Origin of the sequence: Sulfurimonas sp. (genome assembly GCF_032250635.1) — a bacterium.
In the GTDB taxonomy this organism is placed as follows: Bacteria; Campylobacterota; Campylobacteria; order Campylobacterales; family Sulfurimonadaceae; genus Sulfurimonas.
In genome coordinates this window covers 4,717-20,230 of the sequence record NZ_JAVVFL010000013.1, presented here as the reverse complement: position 1 = coordinate 20,230, position 15,514 = coordinate 4,717, and the positions used below count along the sequence as shown (strand labels likewise).

The 15,514-nt window shown below is 39.0% G+C and carries 18 protein-coding genes and 2 pseudogenes; 17 read left to right on the top strand and 3 right to left on the bottom strand.

Going from position 1 to position 15,514, the window contains the following annotated elements; translation table 11 throughout:
• The 5 genes and pseudogenes from RQ763_RS01635 to RQ763_RS01615 all read left to right on the top strand — a co-directional run.
• Positions 1-535 (top strand): annotated as a pseudogene (locus RQ763_RS01635) (flagellar protein); the annotation flags it as partial.
• 83 nt (positions 536-618) lie between these two features.
• Entirely contained in the window at positions 619-960 is a 342-nt protein-coding gene (locus tag RQ763_RS01630; RefSeq protein WP_314150738.1) for a TraR/DksA family transcriptional regulator, read from the top strand.
• Positions 961-1,080: 120 nt separating this feature from the next.
• Entirely contained in the window at positions 1,081-1,977 is an 897-nt protein-coding gene (locus RQ763_RS01625) for an ORF6N domain-containing protein (protein WP_314150737.1), read from the top strand.
• Between the two features lie 77 nt (positions 1,978-2,054).
• Entirely contained in the window at positions 2,055-2,924 is an 870-nt protein-coding gene (gene rhuM, locus RQ763_RS01620) for a virulence RhuM family protein (RefSeq protein WP_314150736.1), read from the top strand.
• 71 nt (positions 2,925-2,995) lie between these two features.
• Positions 2,996-3,706, top strand: a complete 711-nt coding sequence (locus tag RQ763_RS01615; protein ID WP_314150735.1) for an SIR2 family NAD-dependent protein deacylase — start codon at positions 2,996-2,998, stop codon at positions 3,704-3,706.
• Here RQ763_RS01615 and RQ763_RS01610 read toward each other — a convergent pair.
• Positions 3,703-3,978 (bottom strand): helix-turn-helix transcriptional regulator, encoded by a 276-nt coding sequence (locus RQ763_RS01610; RefSeq protein WP_314150733.1) that lies wholly within the window; start codon positions 3,976-3,978, stop codon positions 3,703-3,705. The two genes, RQ763_RS01615 and RQ763_RS01610, sit on opposite strands and share 4 nt — an antisense overlap.
• A gap of 154 nt (positions 3,979-4,132) precedes the next feature.
• On the opposite strand from RQ763_RS01610, the gene RQ763_RS01605 reads away from it, so the two are divergent.
• Positions 4,133-5,143 (top strand): diguanylate cyclase, encoded by a 1,011-nt coding sequence (locus RQ763_RS01605; protein WP_314150732.1) that lies wholly within the window; start codon positions 4,133-4,135, stop codon positions 5,141-5,143.
• Here the strand turns inward: RQ763_RS01605 and miaA are convergent.
• A complete protein-coding gene (gene miaA / locus RQ763_RS01600; RefSeq protein ID WP_314150731.1) occupies positions 5,124-6,026 on the bottom strand; it encodes a tRNA (adenosine(37)-N6)-dimethylallyltransferase MiaA in 903 nt (300 codons plus the stop codon). The genes RQ763_RS01605 and miaA overlap by 20 nt on opposite strands.
• A gap of 66 nt (positions 6,027-6,092) precedes the next feature.
• Between miaA and mqnP the strand changes: the two genes are divergently transcribed.
• The 9 genes from mqnP to bcp all read left to right on the top strand — a co-directional run bounded on the left by mqnP (position 6,093) and on the right by bcp (position 12,480).
• Complete coding sequence (gene mqnP / locus RQ763_RS01595) at positions 6,093-6,953, top strand: menaquinone biosynthesis prenyltransferase MqnP (protein ID WP_314150730.1); 861 nt, start codon at positions 6,093-6,095, stop codon at positions 6,951-6,953.
• Positions 6,950-7,471 carry a hypothetical protein gene (locus tag RQ763_RS01590; RefSeq protein WP_314150729.1) on the top strand — a complete coding sequence of 174 codons (522 nt, stop codon included), beginning with the start codon at positions 6,950-6,952 and terminating at the stop codon, positions 7,469-7,471. Before mqnP ends, RQ763_RS01590 begins: the two co-directional genes overlap by 4 nt.
• Positions 7,468-7,986, top strand: coding sequence for a hypothetical protein (locus RQ763_RS01585; RefSeq protein WP_314150728.1), 519 nt, complete (start codon positions 7,468-7,470; stop codon positions 7,984-7,986). The genes RQ763_RS01590 and RQ763_RS01585 overlap by 4 nt, the downstream gene beginning before the upstream one ends.
• A gap of 6 nt (positions 7,987-7,992) precedes the next feature.
• Positions 7,993-9,156: an FtsW/RodA/SpoVE family cell cycle protein gene (locus tag RQ763_RS01580; RefSeq protein ID WP_314150727.1), complete on the top strand. Its 1,164-nt coding sequence runs from the start codon at positions 7,993-7,995 to the stop codon at positions 9,154-9,156.
• Between the two features lie 21 nt (positions 9,157-9,177).
• A complete protein-coding gene (gene murG / locus RQ763_RS01575; RefSeq protein ID WP_314150725.1) occupies positions 9,178-10,200 on the top strand; it encodes an undecaprenyldiphospho-muramoylpentapeptide beta-N-acetylglucosaminyltransferase in 1,023 nt (340 codons plus the stop codon).
• Positions 10,193-10,798, top strand: coding sequence for a DedA family protein (locus tag RQ763_RS01570; RefSeq protein ID WP_314150724.1), 606 nt, complete (start codon positions 10,193-10,195; stop codon positions 10,796-10,798). Before murG ends, RQ763_RS01570 begins: the two co-directional genes overlap by 8 nt.
• Positions 10,798-11,265: a DUF420 domain-containing protein gene (locus tag RQ763_RS01565; RefSeq protein WP_314150722.1), complete on the top strand. Its 468-nt coding sequence runs from the start codon at positions 10,798-10,800 to the stop codon at positions 11,263-11,265. The genes RQ763_RS01570 and RQ763_RS01565 overlap by 1 nt, the downstream gene beginning before the upstream one ends.
• 10 nt (positions 11,266-11,275) lie before the next feature.
• The gene (locus RQ763_RS01560; protein WP_314150721.1) at positions 11,276-11,857 is read left to right on the top strand and encodes a cytochrome b/b6 domain-containing protein; all 582 of its coding nucleotides are present in this window, start codon (positions 11,276-11,278) and stop codon (positions 11,855-11,857) included.
• A gap of 152 nt (positions 11,858-12,009) precedes the next feature.
• Positions 12,010-12,480 carry a thioredoxin-dependent thiol peroxidase gene (gene bcp / locus RQ763_RS01555; protein ID WP_314150720.1) on the top strand — a complete coding sequence of 157 codons (471 nt, stop codon included), beginning with the start codon at positions 12,010-12,012 and terminating at the stop codon, positions 12,478-12,480.
• Between the two features lie 13 nt (positions 12,481-12,493).
• Here bcp and RQ763_RS01550 read toward each other — a convergent pair whose 3' ends face one another.
• Positions 12,494-14,143, bottom strand: a complete 1,650-nt coding sequence (locus RQ763_RS01550) for a DUF3373 family protein (protein ID WP_314150719.1) — start codon at positions 14,141-14,143, stop codon at positions 12,494-12,496.
• Positions 14,144-14,605: 462 nt separating this feature from the next.
• On the opposite strand from RQ763_RS01550, the gene rpsB reads away from it, so the two are divergent.
• Positions 14,606-15,391 (top strand): 30S ribosomal protein S2, encoded by a 786-nt coding sequence (gene rpsB / locus RQ763_RS01545; RefSeq protein ID WP_314150718.1) that lies wholly within the window; start codon positions 14,606-14,608, stop codon positions 15,389-15,391.
• Positions 15,392-15,393: 2 nt separating this feature from the next.
• A pseudogene (locus RQ763_RS01540) lies at positions 15,394-15,514 on the top strand (elongation factor Ts); the annotation flags it as partial.

Here is a 15,514-nt window from a genome sequence, read left to right as displayed (position 1 = left end):
AGCTTCCAAAGAGCTAGTAGCACTTATTAAAGATGATGAAAACTCCGAGTACAAAGATGTCTACAGAACTCTATTTGACACTTACCACAGGCTTGAAAATCACCAAAAGATGATCGAGTCCATCACCGAGCTGCTAAAAGCATACAAAGATGACTATAGAGATATAGAGAGATATGTGGCAGTTATGGCGGTAGGAAGTGAGATAAAAGACAAAAACATGGTCATAGAGTACGGCGAGAAGATAATGGCAATACAGCAGAGTTCAAACTCACATATACAGAGCCCATTTGTAGAGTTTGCGCTCTACCAAGCCCACAGCGACAAAGAGAACTACAACAGAGCGCTGGAGGTTATACAATCTTTGGATGATGTTGAGTTAAGCAAAAACAACAGAGCAAGGCAGAAATATCTTCTAGGAACAGTCCTCGAAAAACTCTGGAAGGACGACGCTTCACAAAAAGCCTACCAAGAAGCCATAGACGCCGAACCTAGCTCCGCATGGGCAGAGTTGGCAAAGAGTGCAAAAGAGATATAGCGGTTTTTTATATCTTTTTTGTTAAAGTATAACAGTTGATTTTATGAGAGAGTTGCAAGAGAACTAATACGCCAAGGCAGAAAATGCAGAATGAAAAATTACAATATTTTAAAGAAAAACTCGAAAGCCTAAAGAGTGAAGTAGAGGATAGCATTGCTTCTTTAAAAGAGAGAACAAAACCCGTAAGCCCCGATGTCTCGCTAGGCAGGCTTACAAGACAAGAAGCTCTGCAGGAGCAACATGTAGCACTTGAAAATCTAAGACAAACCGAGATAAAACTCAAAAAAATAAACTCAGCACTCAACAGAATTCATAACAAAACTTTTGGCGAATGTATAGACTGCGGCGATGACATCGCAAAAGAGAGACTTGAGATAATGCCCGAAAATGGACTCTGCATAGAGTGCGCCTCAGTTAAAAGATAGCCCCGCATATTGCAAACTGCAATACTTTCTTCTTAAAATCATTTTATATGCTATAAATAAGAAAATACAATGGTTTTAGGTAAAATACAACATTGTAGGCTTGAGGGGCGGGTGTTTGGTATGAATGATCTAGCGATACAAACAGACATAGAAGATAGAATTTTTACCATTCGCGGTATGCAGGTGATGGTAGATAGAGATTTGGCAGAGTTGTACGGGGTAGAGACAAAAGTTCTCAATCAAGCTGTCAAAAGAAACATTGAGAGGTTTCCAGAGGAGTTTAGATTTCAGATAAATAAAGCTGAAATGCTAGAACTGGTCACAAATTGTGACCGGTTCCAAACACTCAAGCACTCTTCGTCTTTACCCTTTGCTTTTACAGAGCAGGGCGTCTCCATGCTCTCGGCAGTTCTTAGAAGTGAAACAGCCATAAAAACAAGTATCCAAATCATCAATAGTTTTGTAAAGATGAGACGATTTCTCTCGTTAAACGCCGACATCTTCAAACGGCTTGAGCTTGTAGAAAAAAGACAAATCTCAAATGAGATAAAAACAGATGAGAAGTTTGAAAAGCTCTTTGATGCCCTAGAAGATAAATCCATCAAGCTCAAGCAGGGGATATTTTACGACGGGCAGATATTTGACGCTTATGCTTTTATAAGTGAGCTTATCAGAAAAGCCAAAAAATCCATCATCCTCATCGACAACTACTGCGACGAAACTACGCTCACGCACCTAAGCAAAGCAGACCCAAAAGTAAAAATAACACTGCTTTGCAAAACCATATCAAAACAACTCAAACTAGACATAGAAAAATATAACGCTCAATACAAAAACCTAGAGGCAAAAGAGTTCAAAAGCTCTCATGACAGGTTTCTAATACTTGATGAAAAAGAGATTTACCACATAGGAGCAAGCCTAAAAGACCTCGGCAAAAAATGGTTTGTGTTTTCGCTTTTGGAAGTGGAGAGTTTTGGATTAATGGGTAGGGTACGTGAGGTGGTAAAAAATAATTAATATAAAAAAGGATAATCCGAATTCAACTACTAGAAAATTATATGAATGGGCAGAGTTAATTTATAGGAACAATGTAAATGAATAAGCTAAATCAATCAGATATTGTTCTCTATAATGATGGTGAGCTTGAGCTTTATGTATCTATTGAAAATGATACGGTATGGCTCAATAGACATCAAATTTCAGAGCTATTTGGTAGAGATATAAAAACCATAGGAAAGCATATTGGCAATGTATTTAGTGATGGTGAGCTTGAAAAGTTTTCAGTTGTCGCAAATTTTGCGACAACTGCTCGTGATGGCAAAACATACAATGTTGAATATTATAATTTAGATGTAATTATTTCAGTAGGCTATCGAGTTAAATCGCAAAAAGGGGTACGGTTTAGACAATGGGCAACAAAAGTACTCAAAAATTACATTACTGATGGGTATGTAATCAACTCCGAAAAAATAACAAACCAAAGATTTAAAGAGCTTGAAAATGAGGTGGTGCTTTTAAAGTCAAAAGTATCAGCCATCTCAAACTCACTTGAAAATACAACGCTAAAACAAAAACAAGGAATACTTTTTAACGGGCAGATGTATGATGCTTATGTTTTTGTGAACGATTTGTTAAAAAGTGCAAAAGATGAAGTGGTTCTTATCGATAACTACATAGACGATACGGTTTTTACACTCTTTAGCAAATACCAAAATTTAAAAATAAAAATCTATACTCAGAGCATTTCAAAACAGCTGCGTTTGGACTTTCAAAAATACAACTCCCAGTATCAAAATATAGAACTAGATGAGTTCAAAAAAGCTCACGATAGGTTTTTAATTATCGACAATACTGAGATTTATCACATAGGAGCGAGTCTTAAAGATCTTGGCAAAAAATGGTTCGCTTTTTCTAAGTTTGAGATGGAAGCTTTGGAGATTTTACAGAGATTGAAGCATGGATGAAATGACACCTAATCAAATATTCTCTATCAAAGTGAAGGCGTTAAAAATTAAATTCTGATGGAGGAAAGAAGATGGCAAAAGTTTTGATTTTAAGCGGTGCGGGGATTAGTGCGGAGTCTGGTATTAGTACATTTAGAGACAGCGGCGGGCTTTGGGATGAGTACGATGTGAGTGTTGTCTGCAACTACGACAGTATGCAAAAGCATGAAGATCTGACTATAGAGTTTTATGACAAAAGAAGGGCGGAGCTACAGACTAAAGAGCCTAACTATGCACACAAGATTGTAGCCGGTCTGAAAAAGAGATACGGTGATGATATAGCGGTCATTACTCAAAACGTGGACAATCTTTTTGAAAAAGCAGGACTGAAATCCGAAGACGTTATCCATCTTCACGGTTTTATGACACAGCTTAGATGTCAGGACTCATATTGCGAGAAAATTTTTGACGTGGGTTATGCAAGCCAAAGAGAGCTTAACGGCGGAAAATGCCCAGCGTGCGGCTCAAAACTTAGACCAAACATCGTCTTCTTCGGGGAAGAGGCACCTATGTATGAGGAGTTAAACAGACATATTCAGGATTGTGAACTCTTTGTGGTCATCGGCACAAGCGGCAATGTCATAGGGGTAAATACAATGGCTCAGTTCGCAAGCAGGTCGATTTTGAACAACTATGAGCCAAGCAGTGCCATAAATGACGCCTACTTTTCAAAAGTGCTCTACAAAAAAGCGACCGAAGCCGTTGATGAGATAGCGCAAGAGATAGAGAGTTTTTTAAGCTAGGGATCTTCTTTTATAGTACTGATGCCGTTAAAAAACTCTAAAATATCAACATTGAGTGCGACCGCTATTTTATATATATGCTCTAGGTTAAAATGGTGATTGTCTTTTAGATTTTCGCATTTACTGTAAAATGATATTGATCTAAGACCCATCTCTAAGACCAAATCAAGCTGAGGCATATTTCTCTGTTTTCTTATTGCTCTGACATTTTCAGAGACTGTTTTATAAAAATCTCTTAATTCTTCTTCGTCAGATATGGAAAGTTTTTTCATTTCAACTACTTTTTAACGCTAATATTAAACTTTTTAAGTTTACAAATATATAATTACAACTGGCTAGAATTATAATATTTTATAATCATAGATAACAATACTATACATAGTATTACTACATATAGTATATTCTACATGAAAGGAGATTGCAAGGGTGATTACAGAGACAGCTTTACTTTTATTGATTATATTAGTTTTATATTTATTACAAAAAAGTAAATTCTACAGTAATAGTTTGAATAATAGATTACGTCACCAGTTACAAAACAATTTAATGCTAGATGCAGTCGGTTATGGTGTCTACACCGTTGATAACAATGGAAACTGCTTATCCATAAATGAAAGTGCTCTTGAGATGTTAGATATGCTAAAGCATGAGGTCTTAGATAAGAGCATTGAGGCTATATTTTATGATGGCATATTAAAAAGTAATACGCATACAAAAGAGACATGCCCGGTATCTAAAACTTTAAAAGACAAAAAAAAGAGAATTGTAGAAGAGCATATTACAAAGAAAAACGGAGCTTCAATTCATCTTAGTCTTAGCATCTCCCCTTTTGAAAATAGTGGAGCGGTAGTCGTGTTTAAAGATATTACTACAGAGGTTGCAACGCTAAAAGAGTTAAACAAAAGAAATATTGAACTTGACAAACTTGCTACTACAGATGGATTAAGCGGCTTATATAACAGAAGATATTTCGATGATAATCTGCAGATTGAATATGACAGAGCATCAAGGGGCGGAACAAGCTTTACATTGGGTATATGTGATATAGATAATTTTAAATTGTATAACGACAATTATGGTCATATAAAAGGAGATGAAGCAATACGCTCTGTAGCTAATGTTTTAAAACAAACTTTCAATCGACAAACAGATATTGTAGCTAGATATGGAGGAGAGGAATTCGTTTTTATTTTGATTGCAACACCTAAAGATAGTGCATTAAAGCTTGTCCAAACAGCAAAAAAAGATATAGAGGAACTGAATATAGAACATTCGTTTAGTGATATATCAAAATTTATAACTATGAGTTTTGGTGTTGTTCATGTGGATATATTAAGAAGAGAAATTTCTGTTCGAGAGCTGTTGAATATTGCTGATTCGGCTCTATATAAAAGTAAAAAAAACGCAAAGAATACGATTACTTTTGAGAATGTATAGAAGATAGTATAAGTTTTTCCAAATCTTCAAGCGGCGCGCTTACGACACTCTCAAACTGGGTGCGGTTAAATGTCTGCTGTCTTTTTGCAAGCTGAGCGGTGTGTGTGGAGATGTTTTCAACCATCTGTTCAAGCGTCACTTTGCCATCAAGATACTCTAACACTTCAACAATGCCTATGGAGTTCATGGAGTTCGGAAGCCTTGTGTAACGCTGTTCTAGGCGGCAGACTTCATCAATAAGAGCCGACTCAACCATCTTTAGAGTGCGTTTTTTTATTCTCTCTCGTAAAATTTCTCTATCGACCTCTATGTTATAGATAGGAAGATTCTCTATTATCGGTTTTGGAGGATTTGCCTCAAACCACTCGCTCGGAGTGAGTTTTGAAGCCTCATAGATAAGGAGCGCTTTTTCTATTCTGTATCTATCCGATGGCGATATATTTTTCATATACTCTTCATCCAGCGCATATAAAAAGTCATAGCATCCTCTTAAATCGGCGAGTTTTTTTTCTACGCGCAAATATGTGTCATCGTCAATCTTTGGTATGTCTGAGAGCCCGCTGATAAGGGATTTTAGGTAAAAAGATGTTCCGCCTACGATGATGAGGTTTTTTCTCTCTTTTTCACACAAAGAGGCTACCTCTTTGTAGAGGTTTATGAAAATTTCAACGCTGAAATACTCATCTGGATTAAGAAGGTCAATACCGAAATGTTTTACCTCTTGGAGCTCTTTTTGTGATGGTTTTGCAGAGACAATATCAATCTCTTTGTAGATGCTTAGCGAATCGATTGAGAGGATGTAGGCATCTATTTTTTTTGCGATTTTGATTGCCAAATCACTTTTTCCTGATGCTGTGGGACCTATAAGTGCGAGTTGAATCATGGCAAAATTATAGCAATTTTAAATCAACTTTGGGTAAAATAAAACAAAAAAGCGCCAAGGTCCAATTTGAAGCGATATATAAGCAAACTTAGAGATTTTAACGAACTTGTTATGTTTGAGCACTCAATTTTCTCTCTTCCCTTTATCTTCATTGCCATGATTGTAGCAGCGGACGGCTGGTTTGGGTTTTGGCTGCTCATTTTGGGCGTGTTTGCAGCCGTTAGTGCTAGAAATTTTGCGATGGGGCTTAACAGATTTGCAGACAGAGATATCGATGCGCTCAATCCAAGAACCGCTTCAAGACCCAACGTTGACGGAAGGCTGGATGCTTCAAGTATTATGATCTTTACCGCCGTAAACGCTTTTGTCTTTATTGGGGTGGCGTACATGATAAACCCGCTGGCATTTGCTCTTAGTTTTCCTATTCTTGTGGTTTTGGGCAGTTACTCCTACTTTAAAAGATTCTCATCTTTGGCGCATGTCGTGCTTGGTATATCGCTAGGTCTTGCCCCTATCGCCGGAGTTGTAGCGGTAAGTGCCGAGATAACGCCGTGGTCGGTTATGCTTAGTTTGGGAGTAATATTTTGGGTTGCGGGATTTGACCTTCTGTACTCTTTGCAGGATATGGAGTTCGACAAAGAGAGAGGACTTCACTCAATCCCCTCAAAATACGGCTCTGAAGCAACGCTTCTACTCTCCTCACTCTTTCATGTTTTGACCATAGTTTTTTGGGCGCTCTTTGTTTGGGTCGCTGAGCTAAACACTTTCGCCTACCTTGCAGTACTCTTTAGCGCAGTAATGCTTGGTTATGAGCACTATCTGGTTAGAAAAGATTTTACGAAAATAGACCGTGCTTTTTTCACAGTTAACGGTTATTTGGGAATTGTCTTTTTTATTTTAATTATTCTTGAGAAGGTTTTATTATGAGCGTAAGATTAGTAAAAGCACCCATCGATATAGCGTTTAGCGAGCTTGAAACAAATAAAGAGGCTTATTTAAGAGAGTATCAGCAGCTTAGTGAGAGCGATGATGATCCCATAAACCAATGGCTTAAACTTGCACGCGCAAAAGGCGATACAAGCGATACCGATCCGGTTTTGCTAAACCTTATGGTCGAACTTCACAGAAAAGTAGACGCTCTAGAGATGTTTTTGAAAAATGAAGAGCCAAAAAGGGTCTCTTTGACTCATGAAGTAGCCATTGAGTCTATAGGGTTTGAGCACTTTAAACTATCCGAAGGTCTTTTAAAAGAGGGCGCGGAGTACTACGGCAGAGTTGCTATGCCCGTACATCCAAAGAGAGACGTGGGCATATTTTTTACCGCGCTCGATGACTCTTTAGCAAAGATAACAAAGATGCATGAACGTGACGAGAGAGAGTGGGGAGCGTATTTGACAGCAAGAGAGAGAGTCCTTATCCGTGAAGCAAAAGAGGACAGGGAATGAATCTTGAGGCTATAAACGTAGAGTATTTAGTGGTTGCAATGGCAGCCATGATTTTGTATCTTATCTACTATGTTTTTACAAAAGATTCTGAGTATAACAAAAATATCCGCTCCGTAGCAACGGTTGCAGAGGAGCTAAACAGAGAGATTTTTTACCTTAAAAAACAGCTCATCGATACTCAAGCAGGCATCAAAAAAAACACAAACCGCATGAGTGACGATGAGATTTACCAAGAGGTTGAGAGAACTGTTTATGATATGGTAAAACCAATCTCGCTCAGTTTAAAGAGGCTTGAAGAGAGCATCCTTACCATAGATGAGCATATAAATTCCAGAATCTCTTCTCTAGAGAGCGGCGTGAAACAGATATCTATTCCTGCCTCCATTCACGGTAACGATGATGAAAAAATCATCTCACTATACAAGCAGGGAGTCACTTTAGATACCATCTCAAAAGAGCTTCATATCTCTAAAGCAGAAGTTGAGTTTGTTCTTAAAATCAACAAAATAAAGTAACTTTTTATGGCAGACAGAAAACTCTTTACCCTTGTCTCTATTCTCATAGGGATAAGCATTATCCTCACCTATACCCTCTCGGCATATACGACCATACTCTTTGGTGTAAATGAGTTCCATTTTGCCATGCGTCAGGCAGCTTTTGGGGTCTTTAGCATACTTGTTATCTGGATTTTGGCTCAAGGAGACCCTGACAAACTGCTAACTCCCATCGGGTTTACGCTCTTTATCGGCTCTACTATACTTATGATTGCGATGCCTTTTTTACCGGAATATCTCGTCTCCGCGGTCGGAGGAGCAAAGAGATGGATAAAACTTTTTGGCTTTTCACTCGCACCCGTTGAGTTTTTTAAAATAGGTTTTATCTATTTCTTGGCATGGAGTTTCTCTAGGAAACTGGGGCATCATGATGGCATGGGAGTTAAAGAGGAGTATATAAGATTTGCTCCCTATGGAGTGGTATTTGTGGGTGCTATGTTTATTATAGCTTTTGTGCAAAATGATTTGGGTCAGGTCGTAGTTATCGGACTCACGCTTCTGTTTATGCTTATGTTTGCAGGAAGCAGTTTTAGATTTTTCTTGACTCTTTTGGTCGGGACATTGATGTTTTTTCTATTTTTTATCGTCAGTGCAGAACACAGAATCATACGTATAAAATCTTGGTGGGCACTTGCGCAAAACAGCGTGTTGGAGCTTTTCCCCGACGCCATTGCCGCGCAGCTCAGAGTTCCAACGGAGGTTGAGCCATACCAGATAGGACACTCGCTCAATGCCATACATAACGGAGGGCTCTTCGGGGTAGGAGTCTCAAACGGAACCTTTAAACTCGGTTTTTTAAGCGAGGTTCATACCGATTTTGTTTTGGCGGGACTTGCGGAGGAGTTTGGATTTTTTGGAGTCTTAACTGTTGTGGTGCTTTTTATGTGGATGCTGCAGAGAATTTTTAAAATAGCCAACCGTACAAAAGATAAAAGAGTCTACCTCTTTAGTCTTGGAGTAGGGCTTCTGCTCTCTTTCGCCTTCTTGGTAAATGCGTACGGAATCAGCGGGATAACGCCCATCAAAGGAATCTCAGTTCCGTTTTTAAGCTACGGAGGCTCATCCATTTTGGCAGCTTCGGTCGGGGTGGGAATGGTTCTGATGGCATCTAAAAAAGCGAAGATGGATTAATATGAGAAGATTGGAAATAAGATGAAGTTTTGCATAACAGGCGGCGGAACAGGCGGGCACTTGATGATTGCCGAGGCTCTTGTTGAAGCTGCAGCGCAAGAGGGGCATGAAGCTATTTTCATAGGCTCGACAAGCGGTCAGGATAGAAAATATTTTGAAGATCACAGCACTTTTAGCCATGTCTATTTTCTAGAAACGACAGGCGTTGTAAATCAAAAGGGCCTGAAAAAAGTAAAGGCGCTTTGGTTGGTTTTAAAGGCTTTTTTTGCTTCAAGAAAGATCTTAAAACGCCACAAAATCGAGGCAGTTTACAGTGTTGGCGGCTTTTCGGCGGCTCCGGCATCATTTGCAGCCATAAGCAGATTCATCCCCCTTTTTATCCATGAACAAAATGCGGTTGAGGGAAGATTGAACTCACTTTTAAAACCATTTGCAGCAAGATTTATATCCGCGTATAATGAAAAATCCCCAATAATAGGCTACCCGGTAAAAGAGGAGTTTTTTAAGAGCGCCAGAGAAAGAGAAGATGTAAAAACAATCATTTTTCTAGGCGGTTCTCAGGGCGCAAAAGCCATCAATGATTTGGCACTTAGCGTAGCAGAAGAGCTTAAAAAGAAGGGTATAAAAATCATCCATCAAGCGGGTGAGAAGGATTATGAGAGAGTGCAAAAAAAGTATGAAGAGTTGGGCGTCGAGGCAGAGGTGTATGCATTTACAAAAGAGATGCCCTCTTTGATGTCAAAAGCAGACTTGGCGGTAAGCCGCTCTGGAGCCAGCACTTTGTGGGAGCTTTGCGCAAACGGCTTGCCGGCTCTCTTTATTCCCTTTCCTCATGCCGCGTCTGACCATCAATACCACAATGCACGCTTTATTGTGCAAAATGAGATGGGCTGGTGCGAGAGGGAGAGTGAAGATTTAAGAGAGAAACTACTCTCGCTTTTAGATGAAAATCTGCAGAGCAAAAGCAGCGCTCTCTTGGAACACTCAAGCAAGGATGTGGCAAAGATGATGATTTTAGATGCATACAAGGTAGTACATGATTAGAGAATTAGCCGCTGATTTGGTCGAGCTTATATTTGAGTGGGGATATCTTGGGATATTTCTGCTTATGACCGTAGAGAGTTCCTTTGTTCCGTTTCCAAGCGAAATAGTGCTTATTCCTGCAGGTTATTTGGCCTCAAAAGGAGACATGAGCATCAGCATGATAATGATAAGCGCTCTTGGAGGTTCCATGGCTGGTGCTTACATAAACTACTTTTTAGCACTGCTTTTGGGAAGAAAAATTCTTCGCAGATATGGAAAATACTTTTTTATAAAGGAGGATGCTCTTGTTAAAATGGACACATATTTTAAAAAACATGGGCACATCTCTACGTTCATTGGAAGATTGGTTCCTGGAATTCGTCAGCTTATCTCTATTCCTGCGGGACTCTCGCGTATGAATCTGGCCGTATTTTCAACATATACTGCTCTTGGAGCGGGTATCTGGGCTTTGATACTTGTGATGCTGGGTTATTTTATAGGCGAAAATCAAGAACTTATTGATAGCTACTTAAAACAGATAACTATAGCCGTTCTTATGGTTTTGGTTTTATTAGCTTCATGGTATATTTACTATCAAAAAACAAAGAGGATTGAATAATGAACAACAATATAGGCTATATGTTTGAAGCTGGTTTTTTTGGAACGCGCGCTCCAATATTTATGGATTTAGTGACGCTTATCGTTTCACTTTTACCGTTTCTAGTAGCTGTCGCAATCTCTTTTGCTAGAAACAAACATTACAAGACACACTCGTATATTCAGATTATTATATTTGCTTTTTCTGTGATAGTTCTCGCATATTTTGAGTATGGAGTAAGAGTAGGCGGCGGATTTAGCGCTTTTATGAAAGAGAGCGGAGTCTCTTATGATTATGCTCTTGTGGTGCTTATCTTTCACATCATAATTTCTGTTATAACTGTTGTTTTATGGGCAACTGCTATCTTTAGAGCCAAAAAATTGTTACAATTAGGTGTTCATAGAAAAATGGGTCTGGTTGTGTTTGGAGGAGTAGTTCTTACCTCTGTAACGGGCATCTGGGTCTACTTTTTGATGTTTGTATATTAAGGAGTTTGAGATGAAGTACACTGCAAGTTTTAGAATTTGGCACTGGTTGAATGCCATAGTTATTTTGGGTTTAGTGGGAACAGTTCTGCTTAGGAAGAGTTTTTTGAGTTGGAGGACTAACTCTGAGATTATAATGACAAAACTCTCTGATATTGGAGTCGAGATTTTCAAAGAGGATGCTGTCACAATAGCAAAAGCTATTCGCGCAGGGATGTGGGAGTGGCATATCATACTTGGTTACGCTCTCGCATTTTTAGTTGTTTATAGAATTGCTCTGTTCTTTTTTGACAAAAGCAAAAGAGAAGATTTCGGCTCTTTAGAGCTTCATAAAAAAGGCGTTAAAGTCCTATACTATATCTTGTATGCAGCGATAATTTTTATGACTATCAGTGGTTTTTCAATGTATCTTCATGAGGAGTTAGGTTTGGCAGAAGCAACAGTCAAAAGCATAAAAGAGCTTCACGAGTTGGCGTATAACTACTTTTTAATCTTCATTCCTCTTCATTTAGCGGGTGTTGTGATTGCAGACATAAGAGAAGAGCACGGCATTATCTCTACGATGATAAACGGAAAAACAAAAGATAAGTTTTAATTAATATTACGCACTTAAACGAACTAGTCCGTTTAAGTGGGAGGGACTTGCCGTCCCTTCCAACTCCCTTAGAATGGAGTATGCCATTGGCTAGCATACCTAGAAGCTATAAAAAACAAGTTTTTTAAGAATTAATTTACAAAGGAACAAGAATGGTTGAATTAGATACAGCAGCACCGGAGTTTTGTCTGCCAAATCAGGATGATGTAGAGATATGTCTAAGAGATCTCAAGGGGAAGTGGATAGTTCTCTACTTCTACCCAAAAGACAACACTCCAGGGTGTACGACCGAAGCGTGCGACTTTAGCGAGGCGGCACCTGATTTTAGCACTTTAAATGCGGTAATACTTGGTGTGAGTGCAGACTCTACAGCAAAGCACCGTGATTTTATAGAGAAAAAAGATTTAAATATTACTCTTTTAAGCGATGAAGAAAAAGGGATGCTGCAGGCATACGGCATCTGGCAGATGAAGAAAAACTATGGCAAAGAGTATATGGGAATTGTCCGCTCAACGCTTATAATAGACCCAAAAGGTGTCGTAAAAGCTCTTTGGAAAAATGTAAAAGTAAAAGATCACGCAAGAATCGTTAAAGAGAAGTTAGAAGAGCTTCAAGGCAAGTAGCCTTGAAGTTAGATTAATATTTGTAGCGAATATAGAGACGAATGTCTTGAGCATTGTCGACTACACTCCCGCCCATACCGTATGAAACTGCCTGATCCATAGTTATAGGGGTACCCGTTGTGCTTCCAAAGAAACCGTTGCTTCCGCTATATTCATAATCTATATATGTATAACGAAGCTGCATAGACAGGATGTCATCAACCAAATACTCTGTAAAGTAGACTTCATACGCATCACCGCGAGCCGCAAGTTTTGAACCTATGTTTGTATCTTCCCCGTAAGTCATACTTCTCCAGTATTTACTTCCGTGGTTGTACTCTACGCCCCACTTTCCATAGTCAGAGATAAGTGAAGGGAACTGAGTTCCAACCCAAAAAGATGTACCAGTCTCGCTCTGTGTTGAACCAAGCATGCTTTGACCCTCTTTTGGATCAGTTTTGGAAACGGCAAAGCTTGCAAAAACGGTAGTGTAGTCCAAAAAGTTACTCCATCCATCGCCGATGCCTTTGACGGAGACATAAGCAACACCGGTATGCAGTCCTCCAACGGTATCAAAACCATCTCTATAATCTATTGTGAGTGGGTTTGCATCAGGGTCTTTTACATCTATAAGATTGCTAGCGTAGTAGTACATACTTGAAATTTTGTACTGTCTATCTTCATAAGGTGTAAAAATCAGTCCCGCTAAATCAATATTGGTATTTTCTGTTGATACTTCTGCATAAGGGGTTGATGTAAATTTTGGAGCAGCGTTGCTCATCCCGCGCCCAAGACAAAGTTTTACAGAAGTTTTGTACTCTTTGTTGAGTGTAAATTGAGAACTAAGTCCATCAAATTCAACATTGATAGCATGCCCTATTGGTGAAGAGGCGTGATCATCATCTCTAAGATTTACAAGTGCGCCATTAGTTGAAGGGCGGCGACCTATACTAAATGTCCAAGGAATATCTAGACCAAAAAATTCCTGATCTTGCCATAAGAAGTATGCACTGCGCACTCTTATCTTGTCATCATAAGCGCTTTCATTCGCTATCCAGTCAAAACCTTCAAGTGAAGCAGTGGCAGGATTGCTTGCCCCTGAGCGTTGACCAAAAGCTTTATTGTATGCTAATTGACCTATAAAACTTAGGTTGTTTGTTGCTTTATAACCCATATCTATCCAGAGTCTGTTTGTCATAAAGGCATCATTTTCTGCTTTGTCGCCATTTGCCATCTCATAGCTCATGTTCTCTATAGCAAATCTATAGTCGACTTGGAACTTTAGGTGTGAACCTGATGTATTTCTGTTTAGCTCAGCAATACTCTCCTCGATGTCAAAAAGTCTGTCATCCGTAGATGGAATATACTCCTCATCTTCGTCAGACTCTTCCTCTTGGGCTTCATCTGCAGAAGCAACTACCTCTGTATCTTCTCCCGCGTCATCAGAAGCGACACTATCTGCGCTTTGTGCATCATCAGAAGCAACAGTTCCCGGTTCGCCATCATCTTCTGCCTCTTCATCTTGAGTGGACTCTTTTTGAGCCTTAAGCGTAGCAATCTCTTGCTTTAGCTGGTTCATCTCTCTCTCCATGGCTTCAAAACGCTCATACATGGTAGTTTCAGCACTTAAGTTTGTTACTATCAGTGCAGCAGCAGCTAATGACAGCAGTAATGGCTTCTTCATTTTCATCCCTTGTTTAAAAGCAGTAAACAATGCTTTTTTTTATGATATTGTCACTAGTACTATACCCAGAAAATATAAAAAATTTTTTAAATTGTGATAATTTTATATAAAAAAATCTAATAGATAGACGCAGTGTTACAAAGTAAATGCTTAAAATGTAAAAAAGCTTATATTAAACATATTTTTAGTACAATTCGCGGATTTTCTTTCACTCCTATAGTTAAAGAAATATTCAACAGGTATGTATCAAAAGTCAGTGTAACCCCCTTTTTAGGCGGGTATTACCCGATATTACCAAAGTGAACTGACAAACCATTCGATTAGAAACGCAAATCGGAACAAAGTCCCGCTTTGCTACGCTAGCCGCTATGGCACTGAAGATTGCCTCTTTGAGGCAGAAACTTCTTGCTTTGCAAGAATAAAATTAAATTTCGGCTGAAAAATGCCCTTAAAGGACCTTGAATGGTAACTATGAAAGACTTACTGGAGTGTGGTGTACACTTTGGACACCAAACACGTCGTTGGAACCCGAAAATGAAAAAATATATCTTCGGTGTTCGTAAAAATATCTATATTATAGATTTACAAAAAACTCTTCGTTATTTCCGTAACACATACCAAATCGTTGTAGATGCGGCGCACGAGGGAAAAACTGTTCTTTTCGTTGGAACTAAAAAACAAGCACGCCAGTCTGTAAGAGATGCAGCAATTGCATGTGGTATGCCTTATGTTGACAATAGATGGTTAGGCGGAATGCTTACAAACTTCCCAACTATTCAAAAGTCTATCCGCAAGCTTGACGTTATTGCAGAGATGCAAGAGAACGGTCAAATTGATCTTTTAACGAAAAAAGAAGCACTTATGCTTATTCGTCAAAAAGAGAAGTTAGAGATATATTTCGGCGGTATCCGCAACATGAAAAAACTTCCTGACATGCTTTTCATCGTAGATGCTGTTAAAGAGCACATCGCTGTTTTAGAAGCTAGATGTTTAAATATTCCTGTTGTTGCTCCACTTGACACAAACTGTGACCCTGACCTTATCACTTACCCAATCCCTGGAAATGATGATGCTATCCGTTCTATTCAGCTTTTTTGTCGTGAAATGACAGAAGCTATCAATGAAGGTAAAGCTTTAAGAGAGGGCGGAAAAATTGAAGTTGAAGAAGAGATGGCAGCAGATGAGTCTGTTGTTGCTGAAGATTTCAAAACAGTTGAAGTAGAAGATTTAGAAAAAGAGGAAGCGTAGTTATGGAAGTTACGGCAGCAATGGTAAGAGAGTTGCGTCAAGCAACTGATGCACCTATGATGGATTGTAAAAAAGCTTTAGTTGAGAGTAATGCAGATATGCAAAAAGCAACTGAGTGGCTAA

What these genes read in the sequence shown, in the direction of transcription:
- RQ763_RS01585 (WP_314150728.1), top strand. Translation starts at nt 7,468, where the DNA reads ATGAATCTTGAGGCTATAAACGTAGAGTATTTAGTGGTTGCAATGGCA.
- RQ763_RS01630 (WP_314150738.1), top strand. Translation starts at nt 619, where the DNA reads ATGCAGAATGAAAAATTACAATATTTTAAAGAAAAACTCGAAAGCCTA.
- RQ763_RS01610 (WP_314150733.1), bottom strand. Translation starts at nt 3,978, where the DNA reads ATGAAAAAACTTTCCATATCTGACGAAGAAGAATTAAGAGATTTTTAT.
- bcp (WP_314150720.1), top strand. Translation starts at nt 12,010, where the DNA reads ATGGTTGAATTAGATACAGCAGCACCGGAGTTTTGTCTGCCAAATCAG.
- RQ763_RS01615 (WP_314150735.1), top strand. Translation starts at nt 2,996, where the DNA reads ATGGCAAAAGTTTTGATTTTAAGCGGTGCGGGGATTAGTGCGGAGTCT.
- RQ763_RS01565 (WP_314150722.1), top strand. Translation starts at nt 10,798, where the DNA reads ATGAACAACAATATAGGCTATATGTTTGAAGCTGGTTTTTTTGGAACG.
- rpsB (WP_314150718.1), top strand. Translation starts at nt 14,606, where the DNA reads ATGGTAACTATGAAAGACTTACTGGAGTGTGGTGTACACTTTGGACAC.
- RQ763_RS01560 (WP_314150721.1), top strand. Translation starts at nt 11,276, where the DNA reads ATGAAGTACACTGCAAGTTTTAGAATTTGGCACTGGTTGAATGCCATA.
- RQ763_RS01590 (WP_314150729.1), top strand. Translation starts at nt 6,950, where the DNA reads ATGAGCGTAAGATTAGTAAAAGCACCCATCGATATAGCGTTTAGCGAG.
- miaA (WP_314150731.1), bottom strand. Translation starts at nt 6,026, where the DNA reads ATGATTCAACTCGCACTTATAGGTCCCACAGCATCAGGAAAAAGTGAT.
- murG (WP_314150725.1), top strand. Translation starts at nt 9,178, where the DNA reads ATGAAGTTTTGCATAACAGGCGGCGGAACAGGCGGGCACTTGATGATT.
- RQ763_RS01625 (WP_314150737.1), top strand. Translation starts at nt 1,081, where the DNA reads ATGAATGATCTAGCGATACAAACAGACATAGAAGATAGAATTTTTACC.
- rhuM (WP_314150736.1), top strand. Translation starts at nt 2,055, where the DNA reads ATGAATAAGCTAAATCAATCAGATATTGTTCTCTATAATGATGGTGAG.
- RQ763_RS01580 (WP_314150727.1), top strand. Translation starts at nt 7,993, where the DNA reads ATGGCAGACAGAAAACTCTTTACCCTTGTCTCTATTCTCATAGGGATA.
- RQ763_RS01550 (WP_314150719.1), bottom strand. Translation starts at nt 14,143, where the DNA reads ATGAAGAAGCCATTACTGCTGTCATTAGCTGCTGCTGCACTGATAGTA.
- RQ763_RS01570 (WP_314150724.1), top strand. Translation starts at nt 10,193, where the DNA reads ATGATTAGAGAATTAGCCGCTGATTTGGTCGAGCTTATATTTGAGTGG.